At 68.6% G+C, this 14,993-nt stretch carries 17 protein-coding genes; 11 read left to right on the top strand and 6 right to left on the bottom strand.

Features of this window, described 5'->3' with window-relative positions; genetic code table 11:
* Positions 1-11: 11 nt before the first annotated feature.
* From DFO58_RS13980 to DFO58_RS13965, 4 genes are read right to left on the bottom strand one after another with little or no spacing between them, the layout of a single operon-like run.
* Positions 12-515 carry a MogA/MoaB family molybdenum cofactor biosynthesis protein gene (locus tag DFO58_RS13980; RefSeq protein WP_053797318.1) on the bottom strand — a complete coding sequence of 168 codons (504 nt, stop codon included), beginning with the start codon at positions 513-515 and terminating at the stop codon, positions 12-14.
* On the bottom strand, positions 502-984 hold the full coding sequence (gene moaC / locus DFO58_RS13975; protein WP_053797319.1) for a cyclic pyranopterin monophosphate synthase MoaC: 483 nt from the start codon (positions 982-984) through the stop codon (positions 502-504). Before moaC ends, DFO58_RS13980 begins: the two co-directional genes overlap by 14 nt.
* Positions 977-2,209 carry a gephyrin-like molybdotransferase Glp gene (gene glp, locus DFO58_RS13970; protein WP_120991464.1) on the bottom strand — a complete coding sequence of 411 codons (1,233 nt, stop codon included), beginning with the start codon at positions 2,207-2,209 and terminating at the stop codon, positions 977-979. The genes moaC and glp (DFO58_RS13970) overlap by 8 nt, the downstream gene beginning before the upstream one ends.
* 3 nt (positions 2,210-2,212) lie before the next feature.
* Entirely contained in the window at positions 2,213-2,464 is a 252-nt protein-coding gene (locus DFO58_RS13965) for a MoaD/ThiS family protein (protein ID WP_120991463.1), read from the bottom strand.
* 53 nt (positions 2,465-2,517) lie between these two features.
* On the opposite strand from DFO58_RS13965, the gene DFO58_RS13960 reads away from it, so the two are divergent.
* Both DFO58_RS13960 and DFO58_RS13955 read left to right on the top strand, forming a co-directional pair.
* Positions 2,518-3,684 (top strand): ThiF family adenylyltransferase, encoded by a 1,167-nt coding sequence (locus DFO58_RS13960; protein ID WP_120991462.1) that lies wholly within the window; start codon positions 2,518-2,520, stop codon positions 3,682-3,684.
* On the top strand, positions 3,681-4,088 hold the full coding sequence (locus DFO58_RS13955; RefSeq protein ID WP_047117996.1) for a molybdenum cofactor biosynthesis protein MoaE: 408 nt from the start codon (positions 3,681-3,683) through the stop codon (positions 4,086-4,088). Before DFO58_RS13960 ends, DFO58_RS13955 begins: the two co-directional genes overlap by 4 nt.
* A gap of 245 nt (positions 4,089-4,333) precedes the next feature.
* On the opposite strand, the gene DFO58_RS13950 is transcribed toward DFO58_RS13955, so the two are convergent.
* Positions 4,334-5,290: a YafY family protein gene (locus DFO58_RS13950; RefSeq protein WP_120991461.1), complete on the bottom strand. Its 957-nt coding sequence runs from the start codon at positions 5,288-5,290 to the stop codon at positions 4,334-4,336.
* 90 nt (positions 5,291-5,380) lie between these two features.
* Here DFO58_RS13950 and DFO58_RS13945 point away from each other — a divergent pair, with 90 nt between their 5' ends.
* Together DFO58_RS13945 and DFO58_RS13940 are read left to right on the top strand one after the other, a co-directional pair.
* Positions 5,381-5,929, top strand: coding sequence for a DinB family protein (locus tag DFO58_RS13945; protein ID WP_231736006.1), 549 nt, complete (start codon positions 5,381-5,383; stop codon positions 5,927-5,929).
* Between the two features lie 88 nt (positions 5,930-6,017).
* A complete protein-coding gene (locus DFO58_RS13940; protein ID WP_147407290.1) occupies positions 6,018-6,872 on the top strand; it encodes a hypothetical protein in 855 nt (284 codons plus the stop codon).
* A 40-nt stretch (positions 6,873-6,912) separates the two neighbouring features.
* Here DFO58_RS13940 and moaA read toward each other — a convergent pair whose 3' ends face one another.
* Positions 6,913-7,953, bottom strand: a complete 1,041-nt coding sequence (moaA, locus tag DFO58_RS13935) for a GTP 3',8-cyclase MoaA (RefSeq protein WP_120991459.1) — start codon at positions 7,951-7,953, stop codon at positions 6,913-6,915.
* A gap of 144 nt (positions 7,954-8,097) precedes the next feature.
* On the opposite strand from moaA, the gene modA reads away from it, so the two are divergent.
* The 7 genes from modA to DFO58_RS18810 all read left to right on the top strand — a co-directional run bounded on the left by modA (position 8,098) and on the right by DFO58_RS18810 (position 14,958).
* Positions 8,098-8,898, top strand: coding sequence for a molybdate ABC transporter substrate-binding protein (modA, locus tag DFO58_RS13930; RefSeq protein ID WP_120991458.1), 801 nt, complete (start codon positions 8,098-8,100; stop codon positions 8,896-8,898).
* Positions 8,891-9,697 (top strand): ABC transporter permease, encoded by an 807-nt coding sequence (locus tag DFO58_RS13925; protein ID WP_120991457.1) that lies wholly within the window; start codon positions 8,891-8,893, stop codon positions 9,695-9,697. Before modA ends, DFO58_RS13925 begins: the two co-directional genes overlap by 8 nt.
* A gap of 13 nt (positions 9,698-9,710) precedes the next feature.
* The gene (locus DFO58_RS13920) at positions 9,711-10,469 is read left to right on the top strand and encodes an ATP-binding cassette domain-containing protein (protein WP_113607679.1); all 759 of its coding nucleotides are present in this window, start codon (positions 9,711-9,713) and stop codon (positions 10,467-10,469) included.
* Positions 10,459-11,718, top strand: coding sequence for a gephyrin-like molybdotransferase Glp (glp, locus tag DFO58_RS13915; RefSeq protein ID WP_120991456.1), 1,260 nt, complete (start codon positions 10,459-10,461; stop codon positions 11,716-11,718). Before DFO58_RS13920 ends, glp (DFO58_RS13915) begins: the two co-directional genes overlap by 11 nt.
* A complete protein-coding gene (locus DFO58_RS13910) occupies positions 11,715-12,581 on the top strand; it encodes an NTP transferase domain-containing protein (RefSeq protein ID WP_120991455.1) in 867 nt (288 codons plus the stop codon). Before glp (DFO58_RS13915) ends, DFO58_RS13910 begins: the two co-directional genes overlap by 4 nt.
* 272 nt (positions 12,582-12,853) lie before the next feature.
* Positions 12,854-14,305 carry an HNH endonuclease signature motif containing protein gene (locus DFO58_RS13905; RefSeq protein WP_047117989.1) on the top strand — a complete coding sequence of 484 codons (1,452 nt, stop codon included), beginning with the start codon at positions 12,854-12,856 and terminating at the stop codon, positions 14,303-14,305.
* A 455-nt stretch (positions 14,306-14,760) separates the two neighbouring features.
* Positions 14,761-14,958: a DUF3021 family protein gene (locus tag DFO58_RS18810; RefSeq protein ID WP_286163614.1), complete on the top strand. Its 198-nt coding sequence runs from the start codon at positions 14,761-14,763 to the stop codon at positions 14,956-14,958.
* Positions 14,959-14,993 lie beyond the last annotated feature (35 nt).

Below are 14,993 nucleotides of genomic sequence, written 5' to 3'. Positions count from 1 at the left end.
CCTGCATCTCGTTAGCGGCGCGGGCCGTGCCCGTCGTCGGCCCGGGGACCGGAACGCTGCGTCAGCAGGTGCTCGAGGATCGGATCCAGCACTGCCAGCCCGTCCTCCACCCCGCCCGAGGAGCCGGGCAGCGTCACCACCAGCGTGCGGCCGGCGAATCCGGCCACCCCGCGGGTGATCACCGCCATGGGCGTGGAGCTTTCGCCGCGGCGGCGGACGGCCTCGATGATGCCAGGCAGCTGCACGTCCAGCAGCGGGGCGACCATTTCAGGGGTCTGGTCATCGGGGGAGACCCCGGTGCCGCCGGTGGTCAGCACCACCGAGGCGCCGGTGGCGATCTCCGCGTCCACCGCGAAGCGCACCGGCTGCCCGTCGGCGACCACCAGCGGGCCGGCCACTGTGAATCCGCGCTCGGCCAGCCAGCCGGCGAGCACCGGTCCGGTGGTGTCCGCGGCGCGCCCGGCCGCGGCGCTGGTGGAGGCCACGATGACCGAGGCGCGCCTACTCAACTGCATCACGGGCCCAGTCCCCGCTCTTGCCGCCGGACTTCGCCAGCACCTTCACCTCGGTGACCTCTGCCTGCTTGTCCACGGCCTTGACCATGTCGTACAAGGTCAGCGCCGCGACGCTGGCGGCGGTCAGCGCCTCCATCTCCACCCCGGTCACGCCCTTGGTGGTGACCTGCGCGGTCACCAGCACCGCGGAGTCCTGCGCCTCGAAGTCCACCGACACCTTGGAAATCGGCAGCGGATGGCATAGCGGGATCAGCTCCCAGGTGCGCTTGGCGGCCATGATGCCGGCGATGCGCGCGGTGCCCAGCGCCTCGCCCTTAGGCAGGTTGCCGGTCATCAGCATCTGCACCACCTCCGGGCGGGTGGTGAACAGCGCCTGCGCGGTGGCCACGCGCTTGGTCACGGCCTTGTCGCTGACGTCGACCATGTGGGCGCTGCCGTCCTCGCGCAGGTGGGTGAGTTTCTCAGACATTCATTCTCCAAACATCGATCGTGGTTCCGGCGGCCAGCTGCTCGACTCCCACCGGGATGTGCACCAGCGCGTCCGCACGGGCCAGGTCGTAGACCAGGTGAGATCCCGGATCCAGCACCCGGACCTTTCCCTGCTCCAGCAGCGCGCGGCGCACCTGGTGCTTGCCCGCAGGCGAGTGCACCTCCGTAGCCAGTTCGTACGGTTCGGGGACCGGCTCGGGCAGTGCGGCCAGCTGGCGCAGGGCCGGGGCGAGGAACAGTTCCAGCGAGAGCAGCGCGCTGACCGGGTTGCCCGGGAAGCAGAGCACCGGGGTGCCGTCCAGCTGCGCGAAACCCTGCGGTCCTCCGGGCTGCAGGGCCACGTGGTGGAAGCTGCCGCCGCGCGGGGCCAGCGCCTCGCGCACCACCTCGTAGGCGCCGGCGCTGATGCCGCCCACGGTGAGGATGAGATCGACCTGCCGGGCCTGCGCCTCCAGCGCGAGGCCCAGTGCCTGCGCGTCGTCGGGCAGCCGCAGGGTGTCCACCTGCGCGCCGTAGCCGCGCAGCGCGGCGGCGAGCATGGGCGAGTTCGAATCCGGGATCCGTCCGGCCTGAGAGGTTCCGCCCATCAGTTCGTTGCCGGTGGTGCACACCAGCACCCGCAGCTTCCTGCGCACCGCTACCTCGCGCACGCCGCTGGCCGCCAGCGCGCCGATCAGCGTGGGGGTCAGCCGCGCCCCGGCCTCGGCGACCAGTGCGCCTGCCTGCAGGTCCTGGCCGACGGGGCGGATGAAACGCCCGGGCTCGGACGGTGCGGTGAAGGTCGCAGAGCCAGTTGGCCCGCCTTCGCCGGCGCGCACCAGCTGCCCGAAAACGCCGTCCGAGGTGGCTTCCACGGGAACGACGGTGTCAGCCCCGGCCGGGATCACTGCCCCGGTCATCACCGGGGAGACGGTGCCGGGCAGCAGCTCGATCTGCCGATCCCCGGCCGCGGCGGTGAAGCCCAGCGGCAGGACGACCGGGTGCTCCTTGCTGGCGCCTGACAGCTCCGCGCTGCGGGCGGCATACCCGTCCATCTGGGAATTGGTGAAGGCGGGGATGGGAAGCAGTGCAGGCAGCTGGGCCGCGGCAACCCGTCCGGGCAGGTCCGCGGCCTCGACCGGCAGCGTTTCGCAGCCCAGCGCCGCGATCGCCGGGACCAGCAGTGCGGCGATTTCCGCGCGGTGTCCATCCAGGGTGCAGGCCATGGCTTATCCGCCGGCGAAGGGCGGCAGCACGTCCACGGTCAGCTCGCCTTCCGGGCCGAGCACGCCGTCATCGCGCCTCACCACCCCGTTGATCAGGAAGCTTCCGGCGCGCAGGACCTGGGCCATGGGATCGCCGTAGGCGCCGACCAGTTCGGCCCGCAGCTGGGCCAGGGACTCGGCGCGCGGCCAGCTCTCCTGCTCGGTGCCCGCCGCGGCCGCCGCGGCGGCGAAGTAGCGTATCGTAATCTGCGACATGACTTCATGCTATCGCCTATCATCCGGCGCGGCCGGGCGCGTAGGATCCGACTATGAGTGATCGCGCGTTTAAGCCCCTGGTCGACCCGGCCCCGGCGCTGAGCGACGAGCAGCAGGCCCGGGCCCAACGCCAGCTTGCCCTGCCCGGATTCGGGCCCGTTGCCCAGCGCCGCCTGGCCGCCGCCCGCGTGCTGGTGATCGGCGCCGGGGGACTGGGCAGCGCCAGCATCCCGTACGTCGTCGGAGCCGGGGTTGGCACCGTGGGCATCGTGGATGACGACGTGGTGGAGCTGTCCAATCTGCACCGCCAGATCACCCACACCACCGCGAATATCGGGCTGCCCAAGACCGCCTCGCTGGCCGCCGCCGCGCGGGCGCTGGATCCTGGCGTGCGGATCATCGAGCACAACCTGCGGCTGACTTCCCGGAACGCGCTGGAAATCTTCTCCGGCTACGACCTGGTGATCGACGGCAGCGACAACTTCCCGACCCGCTACCTGAGCAATGACGCAGCCCAGCTGACCGGCATCCCGCTGGTCTGGGGCTCCATCCTGCAGCACCACGGGCAGGTCTCCGTCGCCTGGCATGAGCACGGCCCGGGCTACCGCGATTTGTTCCCCGTTCCTCCGGCCCCGGGCACCGTGGCCGACTGCGCCACCGGGGGCGTGCTGCCGGGACTGTGCGGCACCATCGGCTCGCTGCTGGCGACCGAAGCCCTGAAGCTGATCACCGGTATCGGCGCGCCGCTGGTGGGCCGGGTGCTGGTCTACGACGCGCTGGGTGCCAACACCCGCACCTTGGAGTACTCGCGGGATCCTGCCGCCACACCGGTGACCAGGCTGATCGACTACGAACTGTTCTGCGCGGGCGGGCTGCAGGAACCGGCGCAGATGGCTCCCGAAGACCTGGTTGCCGCCCTGCATTCCCAGAACCCTCCGGTGCTCCTGGACGTGCGGAACCAGGACGAGCGCGAGGAGCTGAGCATCCCCGGATCGATCTTCCTGCCGCTGCCACAGCTGGAAGCTGCGGTGGACGCGGGGCAGGACTTGCCACAACTGCCCGAAGAACTGACCATATACTGTGCCAAGGGACCGCGTGCCATCCGCGCCGCCCAGCTGTTGGCGAGTCGGGGCATCACGACCCGCTACGTGCCCGGGGGAGTACCGGCGGTGGCCGCGCTCGCGCCCGAACTGACCGTCTCGAAAAGAGGAATGGATTGAGCTACGCGCTGATCACCGAGGACGTTATCGATGAAGCCGCCGTGCAGGCTGCCGTGCTCAGCGACACCGCGGGCGCCGTGGTCATGTTCCATGGCATCATCCGCAACCACGACGGCGGGAAGTCGGTGAATTCCCTGGACTACTCTCACCATCCCGAAGCCCAGAAGTTCCTGGAGAACATCATTGCCGAAGAAGAAGCGCGCACCGGCCTGAGGCTTGCCGCGGTGCACCGTGTCGGCCCTTTGACCATCGGGGATGCCGCGCTCATCGCGGCCAGCGCCGCCTCGCACCGCAAGGAAGCCTTTGACGCGATCGAGAACCTGGTGGAACGCATCAAGGCGGAGGTACCGATTTGGAAGCGCCAGCATTTTGCTTCCGGGTCTTCTGAATGGGTGGGCCTGTAGGCTCGCCGCTAGATGCGCAACCCTTCGAAGATTATTAACTTCGCCTAGTTCGGGTGTTCGATTCGGGAAGGTAATGGACCGCGCTCGGTCAACGTATGCAGGACGTACGCATGGGGCACGACATGTGCACACCGGTCGAATCAACTTGGCATAATTGAAGAGTTGAGGGCAGTAGCGCTCGAAAGTAGGCCCGGCAGTCCTCCGGAGGTGCGACGAGCCGGGTTAGCGTCAACCAAGACATCTGTCTACGTTTCAGAACCCTGCAGCAGTCTTGAGGACCAACCATTCAGCAGCTCGCGCAGTTCTGCAGGTTGCACCTCGCTGATCTTCGCCTCGCATAGCGCCAGACCGAACGCCACCCAGCGCAGGTCCGAGTCCTCGGCCCGTACCAAACAGCTGTGCTCATCAAGCTGCTGAATCTCGAACCACCTGCCGATCCGCGACTCCAGCTCGTCCGCTCTGGCATGCACCCGGGCGCTGACCCGCAGGTTTCCGGCTCCGCGCAGTCCGGCGCGGACGAACTGCGCCGCATCGCCGCCCGGGATTTCCCGGGGTGCGAAGCGTAGCGCCCGAGGCTCGGCATTTTCCGCCCGATCCACCCGGAAGCTGCGCCAATCAGCACGGTCCAGGTCGTAGGCCACCAAGTAATAGCGGTTGCCTACGTTGACCAGTTTGGCCGGCTCCACTCGTCGTGAACTGGCATTGCCCCGTGCATCGCGGTAGTCGAAGGCAATACGTTCGCGGTCGCGGCATCCCTGGGCGAATACCACCAGCACCGGCGGATCCACCGGTTCCGGGGTGGAATGCTGCGAGTCAAGCGGGACGGTGCTCGCGGCCAGCGCCTGGGCCCGCTGCCGAAGTTTGGCCGGGAGCACCGGAACCACCTTGGACAGAGCGCGCAGCCCCGCATCGGCCAGCGCATCCTCGCCTCCGTGGATTATCGACTGCAGGCCGACGACCAGTGCCACCGCTTCCTCGTCGTCGAGCACCAGCGGAGGCAGCGCCGCACCGGCGGCCAGCTGGTAGCCGCCGCCCACACCGCGTTCGGCCTGCACCGGGTAGCCCAGTTCGCGCAGCTGGTCCACGTCGCGGCGCAGGGTACGCAGCGAGACCTCCAGGCGCTGCGCCAGCTCCTCGCCGGACCAGTAGCGCCGGGTCTGCAAAAGCGAGAGCAGGCGCAGGGATCGTTGGCTGGTACTCATAAAAATATTCTGCCTCTATTTAGGACAGAAACTGGCACTTATGGCTCCTATCGTGGATTTATCAGCACATCAAGAACGAGGAGCAAGACCATGAGCACCACCATGAAGGCCACCGAAACCACGCTCACCGGAGAGCGCGCCGACCTGCACCAAGCCCTGGCCAACGCCCGCCACTTCCTGCGTTTCACCGCCCAGAACCTGACCGACGAGCAGGCCACAACCCGCACCACCGTCAGCGAACTGACCCTCGGCGGATTGGTCAAGCACGTGAGCGCGGTGGAGCGCCAGTGGCAACAGTTCATGGTCAAGGGCAAGGCGGCCATGAATTGGGACGGGATGGACTTCAGCAATCCGACGCCGGAACAGTGGGAAGCCTTCGCCGTCGAATTCACCATGCAGCCCGGCGAGACACTTGAAGGGCTGCTGGAAAGCTACGCTCAGATCGCCGCAGAAACCGATGCGCTGCTGGCTGACATCGATCTGGACGCCACGCACGAGCTGCCCAAGGCCCCGTGGTTCGTGGACACCCACTGGTCCGTACGCCGCACGCTGCTGCACATCATCGCGGAGACCACCCAGCACGCCGGGCATGCGGACATCATCCGCGAGTCCCTGGACGGCCAGAAGTCCATGGGCTAAGACGGTACTTACGGTTCGGCGAGCGGACAAGGATAATTGAGCCTTATTCTGGCCATTTATGGCTGAGCCAAAGTCACAAGGGGTCCAAATGTCCGTCCGAACCGAATCCGCCAGCGGTCTGATTTGGAACACTCAGAAGGAACAAATTCTTTTGGGCTCGGGCATCAAGAAAAAGCTGGTTCATGTTCGTGTCCGCTCGCTTCCTCAAAATGGTTATTTCATCGAGGAACTCGCTGCGGCTTGCCCCGAGGTCGGGGCCCTCACCGTGGAGTTGGACGAATCCGACGCCCGCGGAACAGCCGTTGCCGACCTGTCGGGACTTGAAGCACTGGAGAATCTGGAATTCCTGAGTGCGGCGCCGCATGGCGAAGTCGTCGTCTCGGAGCGAATTGAGGTTTCGGATCTTCGACTGCGTAGGCTGTCCACCGGATATTTTCCGGGAATGACCGAGAATCTGGTGGGCGCACCGCGACTCAATGCCCTGGAAGTCGACGGCTCCACCATCGACATTTTGCTCGACGTGCGTGCGGACCTTCGGGAACTGACATTGTTCCGGACCCGAAAGTCCGACTGCCCTGCGGCGTGGAACGAAGTCTCTGGACTTCAGGAGCTCAACATCGATCAGGCAGGAGCGTTCAAGGCCTACCCGCCGGAAAATGGATGGCCTCCCAGCGTCAGCATCCGCTGGGCCAATTCGGTGAGGGGCCTCGTCGAAGCGTCGCAGACTCGGCCTTTCCAGCACTTGTACCTGAACGGCGTCAGGCTGTTGGACGCCGGCTCCTCACTATGGGATTTGAGGGCGGAGAGCATCTTCATCGATTTCGAAGACAAGCCGCCGAAATGGCTGGTCGAGGCTTGGCCCCACCGTCCCGCTGATTGGTCGGAGCGGTTCAAGGTCGCCTATCACCCGAGCCTTCCCGACTCGGAGGATTCGTTCAATTGACGAATTGCTTGGCGCCCACAGCGGGCAACTTCCAAGCTAGCTACCCACCGATGTAGGACATCTCGATGCGCTTGCGGTTGCCAGGGGTGAGCGCGGCGCGCAGCTCCGAGTAGTTGTCGTCGCGCTGGCGCCAGCGCCCGGTCAGGGCCCGGGCCAGTTCCGCGTCATCGGCCCCGCCGCGCAGCAGCGCGCGCAGGTCGTACCCGGAGCCGGCGAACAGGCAGGTGTACAGTTGTCCCTCGGCGGAGACCCGGGCGCGCGAGCAGTTCCCGCAGAACGCGTTGGTGACACTCGAGATCACGCCGATCTCCCCGGCCCCGTCCGCGTAGCGCCAGCGGTTCGCTGTTTCCCCGGGCTCGGTCTTGACCACAGGTTCCAGCGCCCAGCGCTCGTTGATGCGCGAGACGACCTCGCTGGAGGGGACCACCGCATCCAGCTTCCAGCCGTTGGTGGTGCCCACGTCCATGAACTCGATGAAGCGCAGGATCTGCCCGGAGCTGCGGAAGTGCTCGGCCAGGGACAGGATCTCGTCGTCGTTGACCCCGCGCTTGAGCACGGTGTTGACCTTAACCGGGCCCAGCCCTGCCTGCTCGGCCGCGTCGATGGCCTGCAGCACCCGGGAGACCGGGAAGTTCACGTCGTTGATCGCCTTGAAGCGCGCATCGTCCAGCGAGTCCAGCGAGATGGTCACGCGCCGCAGCCCGGCGGCCTTCAGCTGCTGCGCCATCATCGGCAGCGCGGAGCCGTTGGTGGTCATCGCCAGGTCCACCGGCTTGCCGTCCGGGGTCGCCAGCTTCGAAAGCATGCCCACCAGGTCGACGATGCCGCGGCGCAGCAGCGGCTCGCCGCCGGTCAGTCGCAGCTTGTGCACCCCCAGGGACACCGCCACGCGGGCGAGGCGTTCGATCTCCTCGAAGCTGAGCAGCTCGGAGCGCTCGCGGAAGGCGAAGTCGCGCCCGAAGATCTCCTTGGGCATGCAGTACACGCAGCGGAAGTTGCAGCGGTCGGTGACCGAGATCCGCAGGTCGTGCAGCGGCCGGGAGCGTGCGTCGAGCAGCGCTGCCGCAGGTTGTGCCTTCATCCTCCCAGCGTAGCCCCTTGCCCGGCCGCTGCGAAGAGGCGCGAAAGTTCCAGCTCACCGGCGGTCACCTTGCTCCCGTCAGCGGCCTTGGCGGTTGTAGCATGGCAGGCAGGAGAGAACCGTCCGCCACTTCTAAGGAACCCCATGCGCCTTTCGCCGCCCGCCGCACTTCGCGCCCTCGCCCTGCTGGCCGCCGGGACCCTGGCGCTGGCCGGATGCGCGGGCCAGCCGGGCTCCCAGGATGGCAACGCAGTGGCCACCGCGGCGCCCACCAGCACGCTGACCATCTCCGCCGCCGCCTCGCTGCAGCGCTCCTTCGACGAGATCGCCAAGGAGTTCACCACCGCGCACCCCGAGACCGCGATCTCCACCATCGCCTACGACGGCTCCTCCCCGCTGGCCACCCAGATCGTCGAGGGCGCCCCGGTGGACGTGTTCGCCTCGGCCGACGAGAAGAACATGGCAGTGGTGACCGACGCCGGGCTGGGCGGCGACCTGGTCATCTTCGCGACCAACACCCTGGTCATCGCGGTGCCGAAGGGCAACCCGGGCAAGGTCAAGTCCCTGGCGGACCTGGCCGGGGCGACCACCGTGCTGTGCGCCCCGCAGGTGCCGTGCGGCTCGGCCTCCGCCACGCTGCTGCAGAACCAGGGGGTTGAGGTGAAGGCCGCGAGCCAGGAGCAGAACGTCACCGCGGTGCTGCAGAAGGTCATCGCCGGGGAGGCGGACGCGGGCCTGGTCTACGCCACCGACGTGGCCGTCGAAGATGCAGTGGAATCCATCGTGCCCGCGGGAGCCGAGCAGGTCGTGAACTCCTACCCGATCACCGCGCTGGGCGAACAGCCCGGCGCCCAAGACTTCGTGGACTTCGTGCTGGGCCCCGAGGGCCAGCAGATCCTCAAGGACCACGGTTTCGGCAGCGCCTCGGCGGGCGCCGATGGCTAGCGACACCGGGGTGCGCGCCCCGGGGCTGGCCATCGCCCCGGCGCTGCTGGGCATCGCCCTGCTGGTCATGCCGCTGGTGGCGCTGGTGGGCCGCGCCGGCTGGGACACCTTCCTCACCGACGTGACCAGCCCCGCCGCGCTGGACGCGCTGTGGCTTTCCCTGCGCACCGGTGCCGCGGCCACCGTGGTGTGCGTGCTGCTGGGGGTGCCGCTGGCGGTGCTCATGGCCCGCAGCGGCCCGAAGCTCGCCCAGCTGCTGCGCGCCCTGGTGGCGGTGCCGCTGGTGCTGCCGCCGATGGTCGGGGGCGTGGCGCTGCTGTTCCTGTTCGGGCGCACCAGCCCCATCGGGCAGTTCATCGACTCCGTCTGGGGGTTCACGCTGCCGTTTTCCACCGCCGCGGTGGTGATCGCGCAGAGCTTCGTCGCGCTGCCCTTCCTGGTGCTCTCGGTGGAGGGCTCGCTGCGCTCGCTGGGCACCGGGTATGAGCAGGCCGCCGCGACCCTGGGTGCCGGGCGCTGGATGGTGCTCACCCGCATCACCCTGCCGCTGGCCGCCCCGGGCCTGGTCGCCGGGGTGATCCTGTGCTTCGCGCGGGCCATCGGCGAATTCGGCGCGACCGCGCTGTTCGCGGGCAACGCGCCGGGCATCACCCAGACCATGCCGCTGGCCATCTACACCGCGTTCAACGGGGCCGGCGACGGGCGCGACGCCGCCGTGGCGCTGTCCCTGCTGCTGCTTGGCGCCGCGGTGCTGGTGCTGGTCTGCGTGCGCGCCTGGCGGCCAGGAGCCCTTAAATGAACGGGGCGCTGAAATGACGCTCACCGCCCGGCTGGAGATCCCGCGCACCGGCTTCACCGTGCGCGCCGAATTCACCGTGGAGTCCGGCCAGGTGCTGGCGCTCATGGGCCCCAGCGGCGCCGGCAAGTCGACGATCGTGCACGCGCTGGCAGGCATCCAGAAGCTGGGCGCCGGGCGGATCGAGCTGGACGGCGCGGTGCTGGCCGACGCCCGCACCCACGTGCCCCCGCACCGCCGGCAGATCGGCCTGTTGGGGCAGGATCCGCACCTGTTCCCGCACCTTGACGCGGCGAAGAACATCGCCTTCGGGGCGCGGGCCGGCGGCATGGACAAGGCCGCCGCCGCCCGCGAGGCGGCCCGCTGGCTCACGCGCCTGGGCCTGGGGGAGATCGCCGGGCAGCGCCCCGCCGCCCTGTCCGGGGGCCAGCGCCAGCGCATCGCCCTGGCCCGCGCGCTGGCCGCCGAGCCGCGGGTGCTGCTGATCGACGAGCCTTTCGCCTCGCTGGACGTGGAAGCCGCCGTGGACATGCGCCTGCTGGTGCGCGAACAGCTGCAGCGCACCGGCATCAGCGCGGTCATCGTCTCCCACGCCGCGGCCGACGCTCAGGCGCTCGCCGACCAGCTGCTGGTGCTCGAACGCGGGGCCGCCACCCACCACGGGCCGGTGGCGCAGGTCTTCGCCGCGCCGGCCACCCGCTTCATGCGCGCCGTCGTCGCCACGCTGCCGGCCGGCGCCCCCGCACAGCTCAAGGAGGCCATCGATGGCGCCTGATTCCCGTTCCGGCGCAGGCCCAGGCGCCGCCCCGGTCCCGCCCGAAGAGCACCTGCGCGCGGTGCTCCAGCTGGTCCGCCCGCTGTCGCCGGTGCAGCTCTCGTTGGCCGAGCCGGGGGACTTCGCCGCCCTGCACGGAGCCGTGCTGGCGCAGGATGTCGCCGCCGCGCACCCGCTGCCGCTGTGGGAGAACTCCGCGATGGACGGCTACGCGGTGCGCGCCGCGGACACCGCGCAGGCCCCGGTGGACCTCCAGGTGCTCGGCGTGGTGCCGGCCGGCAGCGGGGCCGACCCGGTGCTGGGTCCCGGGCAGACCGTGCGCATCATGACCGGCGCCCCGCTGCCCAGCAACGCGGATGCGGTGGTGCGCGTGGAGGACACCAGCGGCTTCCACCCCGGCACGGTGCGCATCAACACCGCCGTGCAGCCCGGGCGCGACGTGCGCCGGGCGGGGGAGGACCGCGCCGCCGGCGCCCCGGTCGCGCTGGCCGGGGAACCGTTGACCGCCGCCCGCCTCTCCGCGCTGGCCGCCGCCGGGGCCGCAGCCCTGCTGGTGCGCCCCGCCCCGAAGATCGCGGTGCTGGTCACCGGCGCGGAACTGCGCACCCCGGGCAGCGCGCTGTCCCGCGGGCAGATCCCGGAGTCCAACTCGCTGCTGCTGGCAGGCCTGCTGGCCGAATCCGGGCTGCCGGCGGCCACCGTCGAGCACTGTCCCGACGATCCCGGGCTGGTCCGCCAGCGGCTGGACGCGCTGGGCGCGCAGCATGACGCGGTGATCTCCACCGGCGGGGTGGGCCCGGGCGAATACGACGTCATGCGCCAGGTCCTCGAGCACGAGCCTGAGGTGCACGCGGTGCGCCTGGCCCTGCGCCCCGGCGCCCCGCAGCGCGTGGGCCGGCTGCGCGCCGGCGCGCTGGTGTTCGCGCTGCCCGGCAACCCGGTCAGCGCCGCGGTCGGCTTCGAGCTGTTCGTCCGCCCCGCCCTGCGCGCCCTGCAGGGCCATGCCTCCCCGCGCCGCCCGGTGCTGCGCAGCACCGTGCTGCGCGGGTGGAAATCCCCGCCGGGCCGGCTGCAGGCGCTGCCGGTGGTGTTCGACGAGCACGGCGGCTGCGCCCCGGCCGTGGACGCCGCCAGCATCTCCCACTCGGTCGGCGGCTTCGGCGCCGCGCAGGGCTACGCGCTGATCGGCCCGGACACCTCCCAAGTCCGCCCGGGCGACACCGTCGACGTGCTCAGGCTGCAGCCGTGAGCGCCGGGCAGTTCCAGGCGCTGGTGCTGGCCGGCGGGCGCGGCTCCCGGCTGGGCGGGGCCGACAAGGCAGGGCTACTGCTGCACGGGCGCCGGCTGGTGGACCGCGCGGTGGACGCCGCCCGCCGCGCCGGCGCCTCGCGCGTGGTGGTCATCGGCCCGGCCACCGCCGGCACCCTGGCCGACACGGTGCTGCGCGAGGACCCGCCCTTTTCCGGACCGCTGGCGGCCATCGCCGCCGGCCTGCCCGAGCTCACCGCGCCGTGGACCATGGTGCTGGCCTGCGACCTGCAGCGCCCGGCCGCAGTGGCCTCCGCGTTGGCCGCCGCGCACGCCGCCGCCCTGGCGGAAGGCTCGGCCGGCGACGGCGCGCTGCTGCGCGATGCGGACGGCCGCATTCAGTGGCTCGCCGGGATCTACCGCACCCAGGCCCTGCGCACGGCCTGCACCGCCCTGGGGGACGGGGTCGCCAACGCGCCGGTGCGCCGGGTGCTGGGCGAACTGGACCTGCAGCAGCTGCCGGTGGACAACGACACCAGCAGCGACATCGATACCCCGCAGGCGCTGGAGCGCGCCCGCCAGAAGGAGAGGAACACTATGGGACAGTACCTGCCGCCCGAGGCCCTGGAGGCCTGGCTGACCGCGGCCGCCGCGGAGCTGGAGCTCGACGCCTCCGCCGTGGACATCGCCACCGTGCTCGACGCCGCCAAGCACGTCGCCCACGAGGTCGCCCGTCCGGCCGCCCCGCTGAGCACCTTCCTGCTCGGTCTGGCCGTGGGCAGCGGCAAGGGTGATCTCGCCGGGCTCTCCGCCCAGCTCATCGAGCGCGCGCACCGTTGGGCCGACGAGCACCCCGACGAATAAGCCCACCCAGTCAACCTGCTTTTCTGTGGATGGCCGGCATTGGACGATTGGCATTGAACGCACTCCGGCACCGGGCTGCTTTTGCACCGCGGGGTCGGAAGGCGTTTGCTGTTGCCCGGGTGGTTGTCCACATCCCGCCACCAACCGCCCCCACACCCAGCCTCATCAACCTACACTATGTCCCAACTTTCGAACCACACCCATAACATGCGGAGCGCGTTCAGGTCAAAATAAGTCTTCACATTCCCGTTATTCCGTCATATAATGGAGGTATGTTCGACTCATACGAAGCAGAGGAAGACTACTTCGAAGTCACTCCCTGGAAAGCCGGGACCTTCGAACAAAACCCCTGTCTGGACCCCTGGGATGCCACCTTCATCAACACCGCCCTGGGCTCTACCGACCCCGCTCTGCAGCTGCGGGTGCTGGAACAATGCGAACGGTTCAAATCCTTCTACGCCTCCATCCAGGCCCGCGCCGCCGCCCGCCTGGACTCCCTGACCGGCACCACCCCCGAGCACCACCCGTTGAGCGTCGAACGCGGCACCGCCCACGCCATTGCCCTGGCCCGCCACCAAACACCCCAAGGCTCCTTGGTCTACCTGCGTCGTATGCGCAACCTCATCCCCGACATGCCCTACCTTTTCTCGCGCTTCGAACACGGCCACCTCGGCGAAGAGATGATTCTGGCCATCATGACCCCCTTGGACGATTCCACCACCGCCGAGCGCCGCGAATTCGACCGCTTCTACGAGCAGCACCCCGACCTGTTCGACGGCGCCAGCACCACCCAAGCCAAGGACACCGCCCAAAAAGCGGTCGATCTCATGCGCGAAACCCCACGCACCGAAGAGATCGAACACGCCACCGCCGAACGCTACGTGCGCATCCGCAAGGGTAAGGACTGCATGCACATTAACGGGAAAGTCTCTCCTGAAATCGGGTTGGCCCTGGAGGACTTCCTCACCCGCGAAGTCGACAAGGCCCTGGCTGCCGGCGACCCCCGCTCGCGCAGTCAACTACGCGCCGATTTGTTCACCCGCGCCATCACCGGCCACAAACTCGATGAACCCCTGCCGGTCACCTTGCACGTGAACCTGGTCATGACCGACCGGGCCCTGTTCATGCGCACCCCAGACACCGCCAGCCTGCCCGGCTACGGCAGCATTCCGGCCGAATACGCCCGCCAGCTCATCGCCGACATTAAAGCCTCCTTCGGTGCCACCCCGCCCCAACACATCCAGGAGAACTTCTCCGCCCGCGTGCACGCCTACCCGATGTTCCGCCGCCTGTTCATGGCCCCCAACTCCCAGGACCTGGTCACCATGGACTCCCACGAACGCAGCTACCGCGGCCAGCTGCGCCACCTGATCCAGCTGCGCGACCAGTTCTGCCGCACCCCCTACTGCACCAACAAGCCCGAACACCTGGACCACGTCCGCCAAGCCGCCAGGGGTGGGCGCACCAGCTTCGGCAACGGCGCCTTCAAATGCGCCAGCTGCAACCTCGCCAAGGAAGCGCCCGGCTGGGAAGAAGAAGTCGAATCCAGTGCCCCGCACCGCATCCGCATCCGCCCCACCTCCGGCGTCGAATACGTTTCCTCCAGCCCGCCGACCACCGGCATGGGACGGCTGAACCGCATGTTCTACGACGGGGAACACCTCATCCCGCCGGTCCCGGTGAAATACCCGCCACCCGATCCCGACGGCATCACCATCTACTAACCCACCACCAACCCGCCACGCTGGCATGACGGCATGGACGCTATGCCCTGTGGGCAGGCCCCTACCCCCTATTCCGGGGCTGGAGCCTGCCCACCACGCGCGCGTGCGAAAAACGGCCACTCGAATTCACAGTACAGCAAATGCCGCCATCTGAGGATGACGCAGTGGTCCGGTGGATCCATCACACACAGATGGATCGCACCGAAGCGAGATCCTCAAATTCGTAGAATAAATTTCCCTGGTGTCCTAGGCTGGAGCCATGGAGCCATGGAGCCATTACGCCTCAGCCTTGCAGGTATCACGCTCATCGTCATGGCAACAATAGGGGTGGCTCTACTTCTCCAAGGAGATGCCGCAAATGCCCGGAGCACCTTCGCCCTCGGCATGATCGTGGGGCCGTCAGCGGCGCGTCGACGGTCTACCAAGTCAAGGCGTGGAAGCTCCAGACGCAGTCAGTGATCCATTTCGGGATCATATTGGTCACGGTGCTACTCGCGATGTATCTCAGCGGCTGGTTCGCCTTGGGCAACGCCATGGAGTATCTACAGGTGCTCGGCATATTCCTCATGGTCGGCGTGGCCTTGTGGCTTCTGTTCTATCTGATTTTCGGGGAGCTTCAGCCCAGGTTCTCCTTCAAGCAGGTGAGCAGCTGATCCACAGCGTTTTAGGCATTTGCGCCGGTTCCACC

The organism is Arthrobacter sp. AG1021 (assembly GCF_003633665.1).
In the GTDB taxonomy this organism is placed as follows: Bacteria; Actinomycetota; Actinomycetes; order Actinomycetales; family Micrococcaceae; genus Glutamicibacter; species Glutamicibacter soli.
The sequence above is the reverse complement of the archived record's forward strand: the minus strand, read 5'-3'. Positions and strand labels throughout refer to the sequence as shown.

Bases quoted from the DNA above. Each gene is read 5' to 3' on its own strand.
- DFO58_RS13980 (WP_053797318.1), bottom strand. From the start codon at position 515: ATGCAGTTGAGTAGGCGCGCCTCGGTCATCGTGGCCTCCACCAGCGCC.
- moaC (WP_053797319.1), bottom strand. From the start codon at position 984: ATGTCTGAGAAACTCACCCACCTGCGCGAGGACGGCAGCGCCCACATG.
- glp (WP_120991464.1), bottom strand. From the start codon at position 2,209: ATGGCCTGCACCCTGGATGGACACCGCGCGGAAATCGCCGCACTGCTG.
- DFO58_RS13965 (WP_120991463.1), bottom strand. From the start codon at position 2,464: ATGTCGCAGATTACGATACGCTACTTCGCCGCCGCGGCGGCCGCGGCG.
- DFO58_RS13960 (WP_120991462.1), top strand. From the start codon at position 2,518: ATGAGTGATCGCGCGTTTAAGCCCCTGGTCGACCCGGCCCCGGCGCTG.
- DFO58_RS13950 (WP_120991461.1), bottom strand. From the start codon at position 5,290: ATGAGTACCAGCCAACGATCCCTGCGCCTGCTCTCGCTTTTGCAGACC.
- DFO58_RS13945 (WP_231736006.1), top strand. From the start codon at position 5,381: ATGAGCACCACCATGAAGGCCACCGAAACCACGCTCACCGGAGAGCGC.
- DFO58_RS13940 (WP_147407290.1), top strand. From the start codon at position 6,018: ATGTCCGTCCGAACCGAATCCGCCAGCGGTCTGATTTGGAACACTCAG.
- moaA (WP_120991459.1), bottom strand. From the start codon at position 7,953: ATGAAGGCACAACCTGCGGCAGCGCTGCTCGACGCACGCTCCCGGCCG.
- modA (WP_120991458.1), top strand. From the start codon at position 8,098: ATGCGCCTTTCGCCGCCCGCCGCACTTCGCGCCCTCGCCCTGCTGGCC.
- DFO58_RS13925 (WP_120991457.1), top strand. From the start codon at position 8,891: ATGGCTAGCGACACCGGGGTGCGCGCCCCGGGGCTGGCCATCGCCCCG.
- DFO58_RS13920 (WP_113607679.1), top strand. From the start codon at position 9,711: ATGACGCTCACCGCCCGGCTGGAGATCCCGCGCACCGGCTTCACCGTG.
- glp (WP_120991456.1), top strand. From the start codon at position 10,459: ATGGCGCCTGATTCCCGTTCCGGCGCAGGCCCAGGCGCCGCCCCGGTC.
- DFO58_RS13905 (WP_047117989.1), top strand. From the start codon at position 12,854: ATGTTCGACTCATACGAAGCAGAGGAAGACTACTTCGAAGTCACTCCC.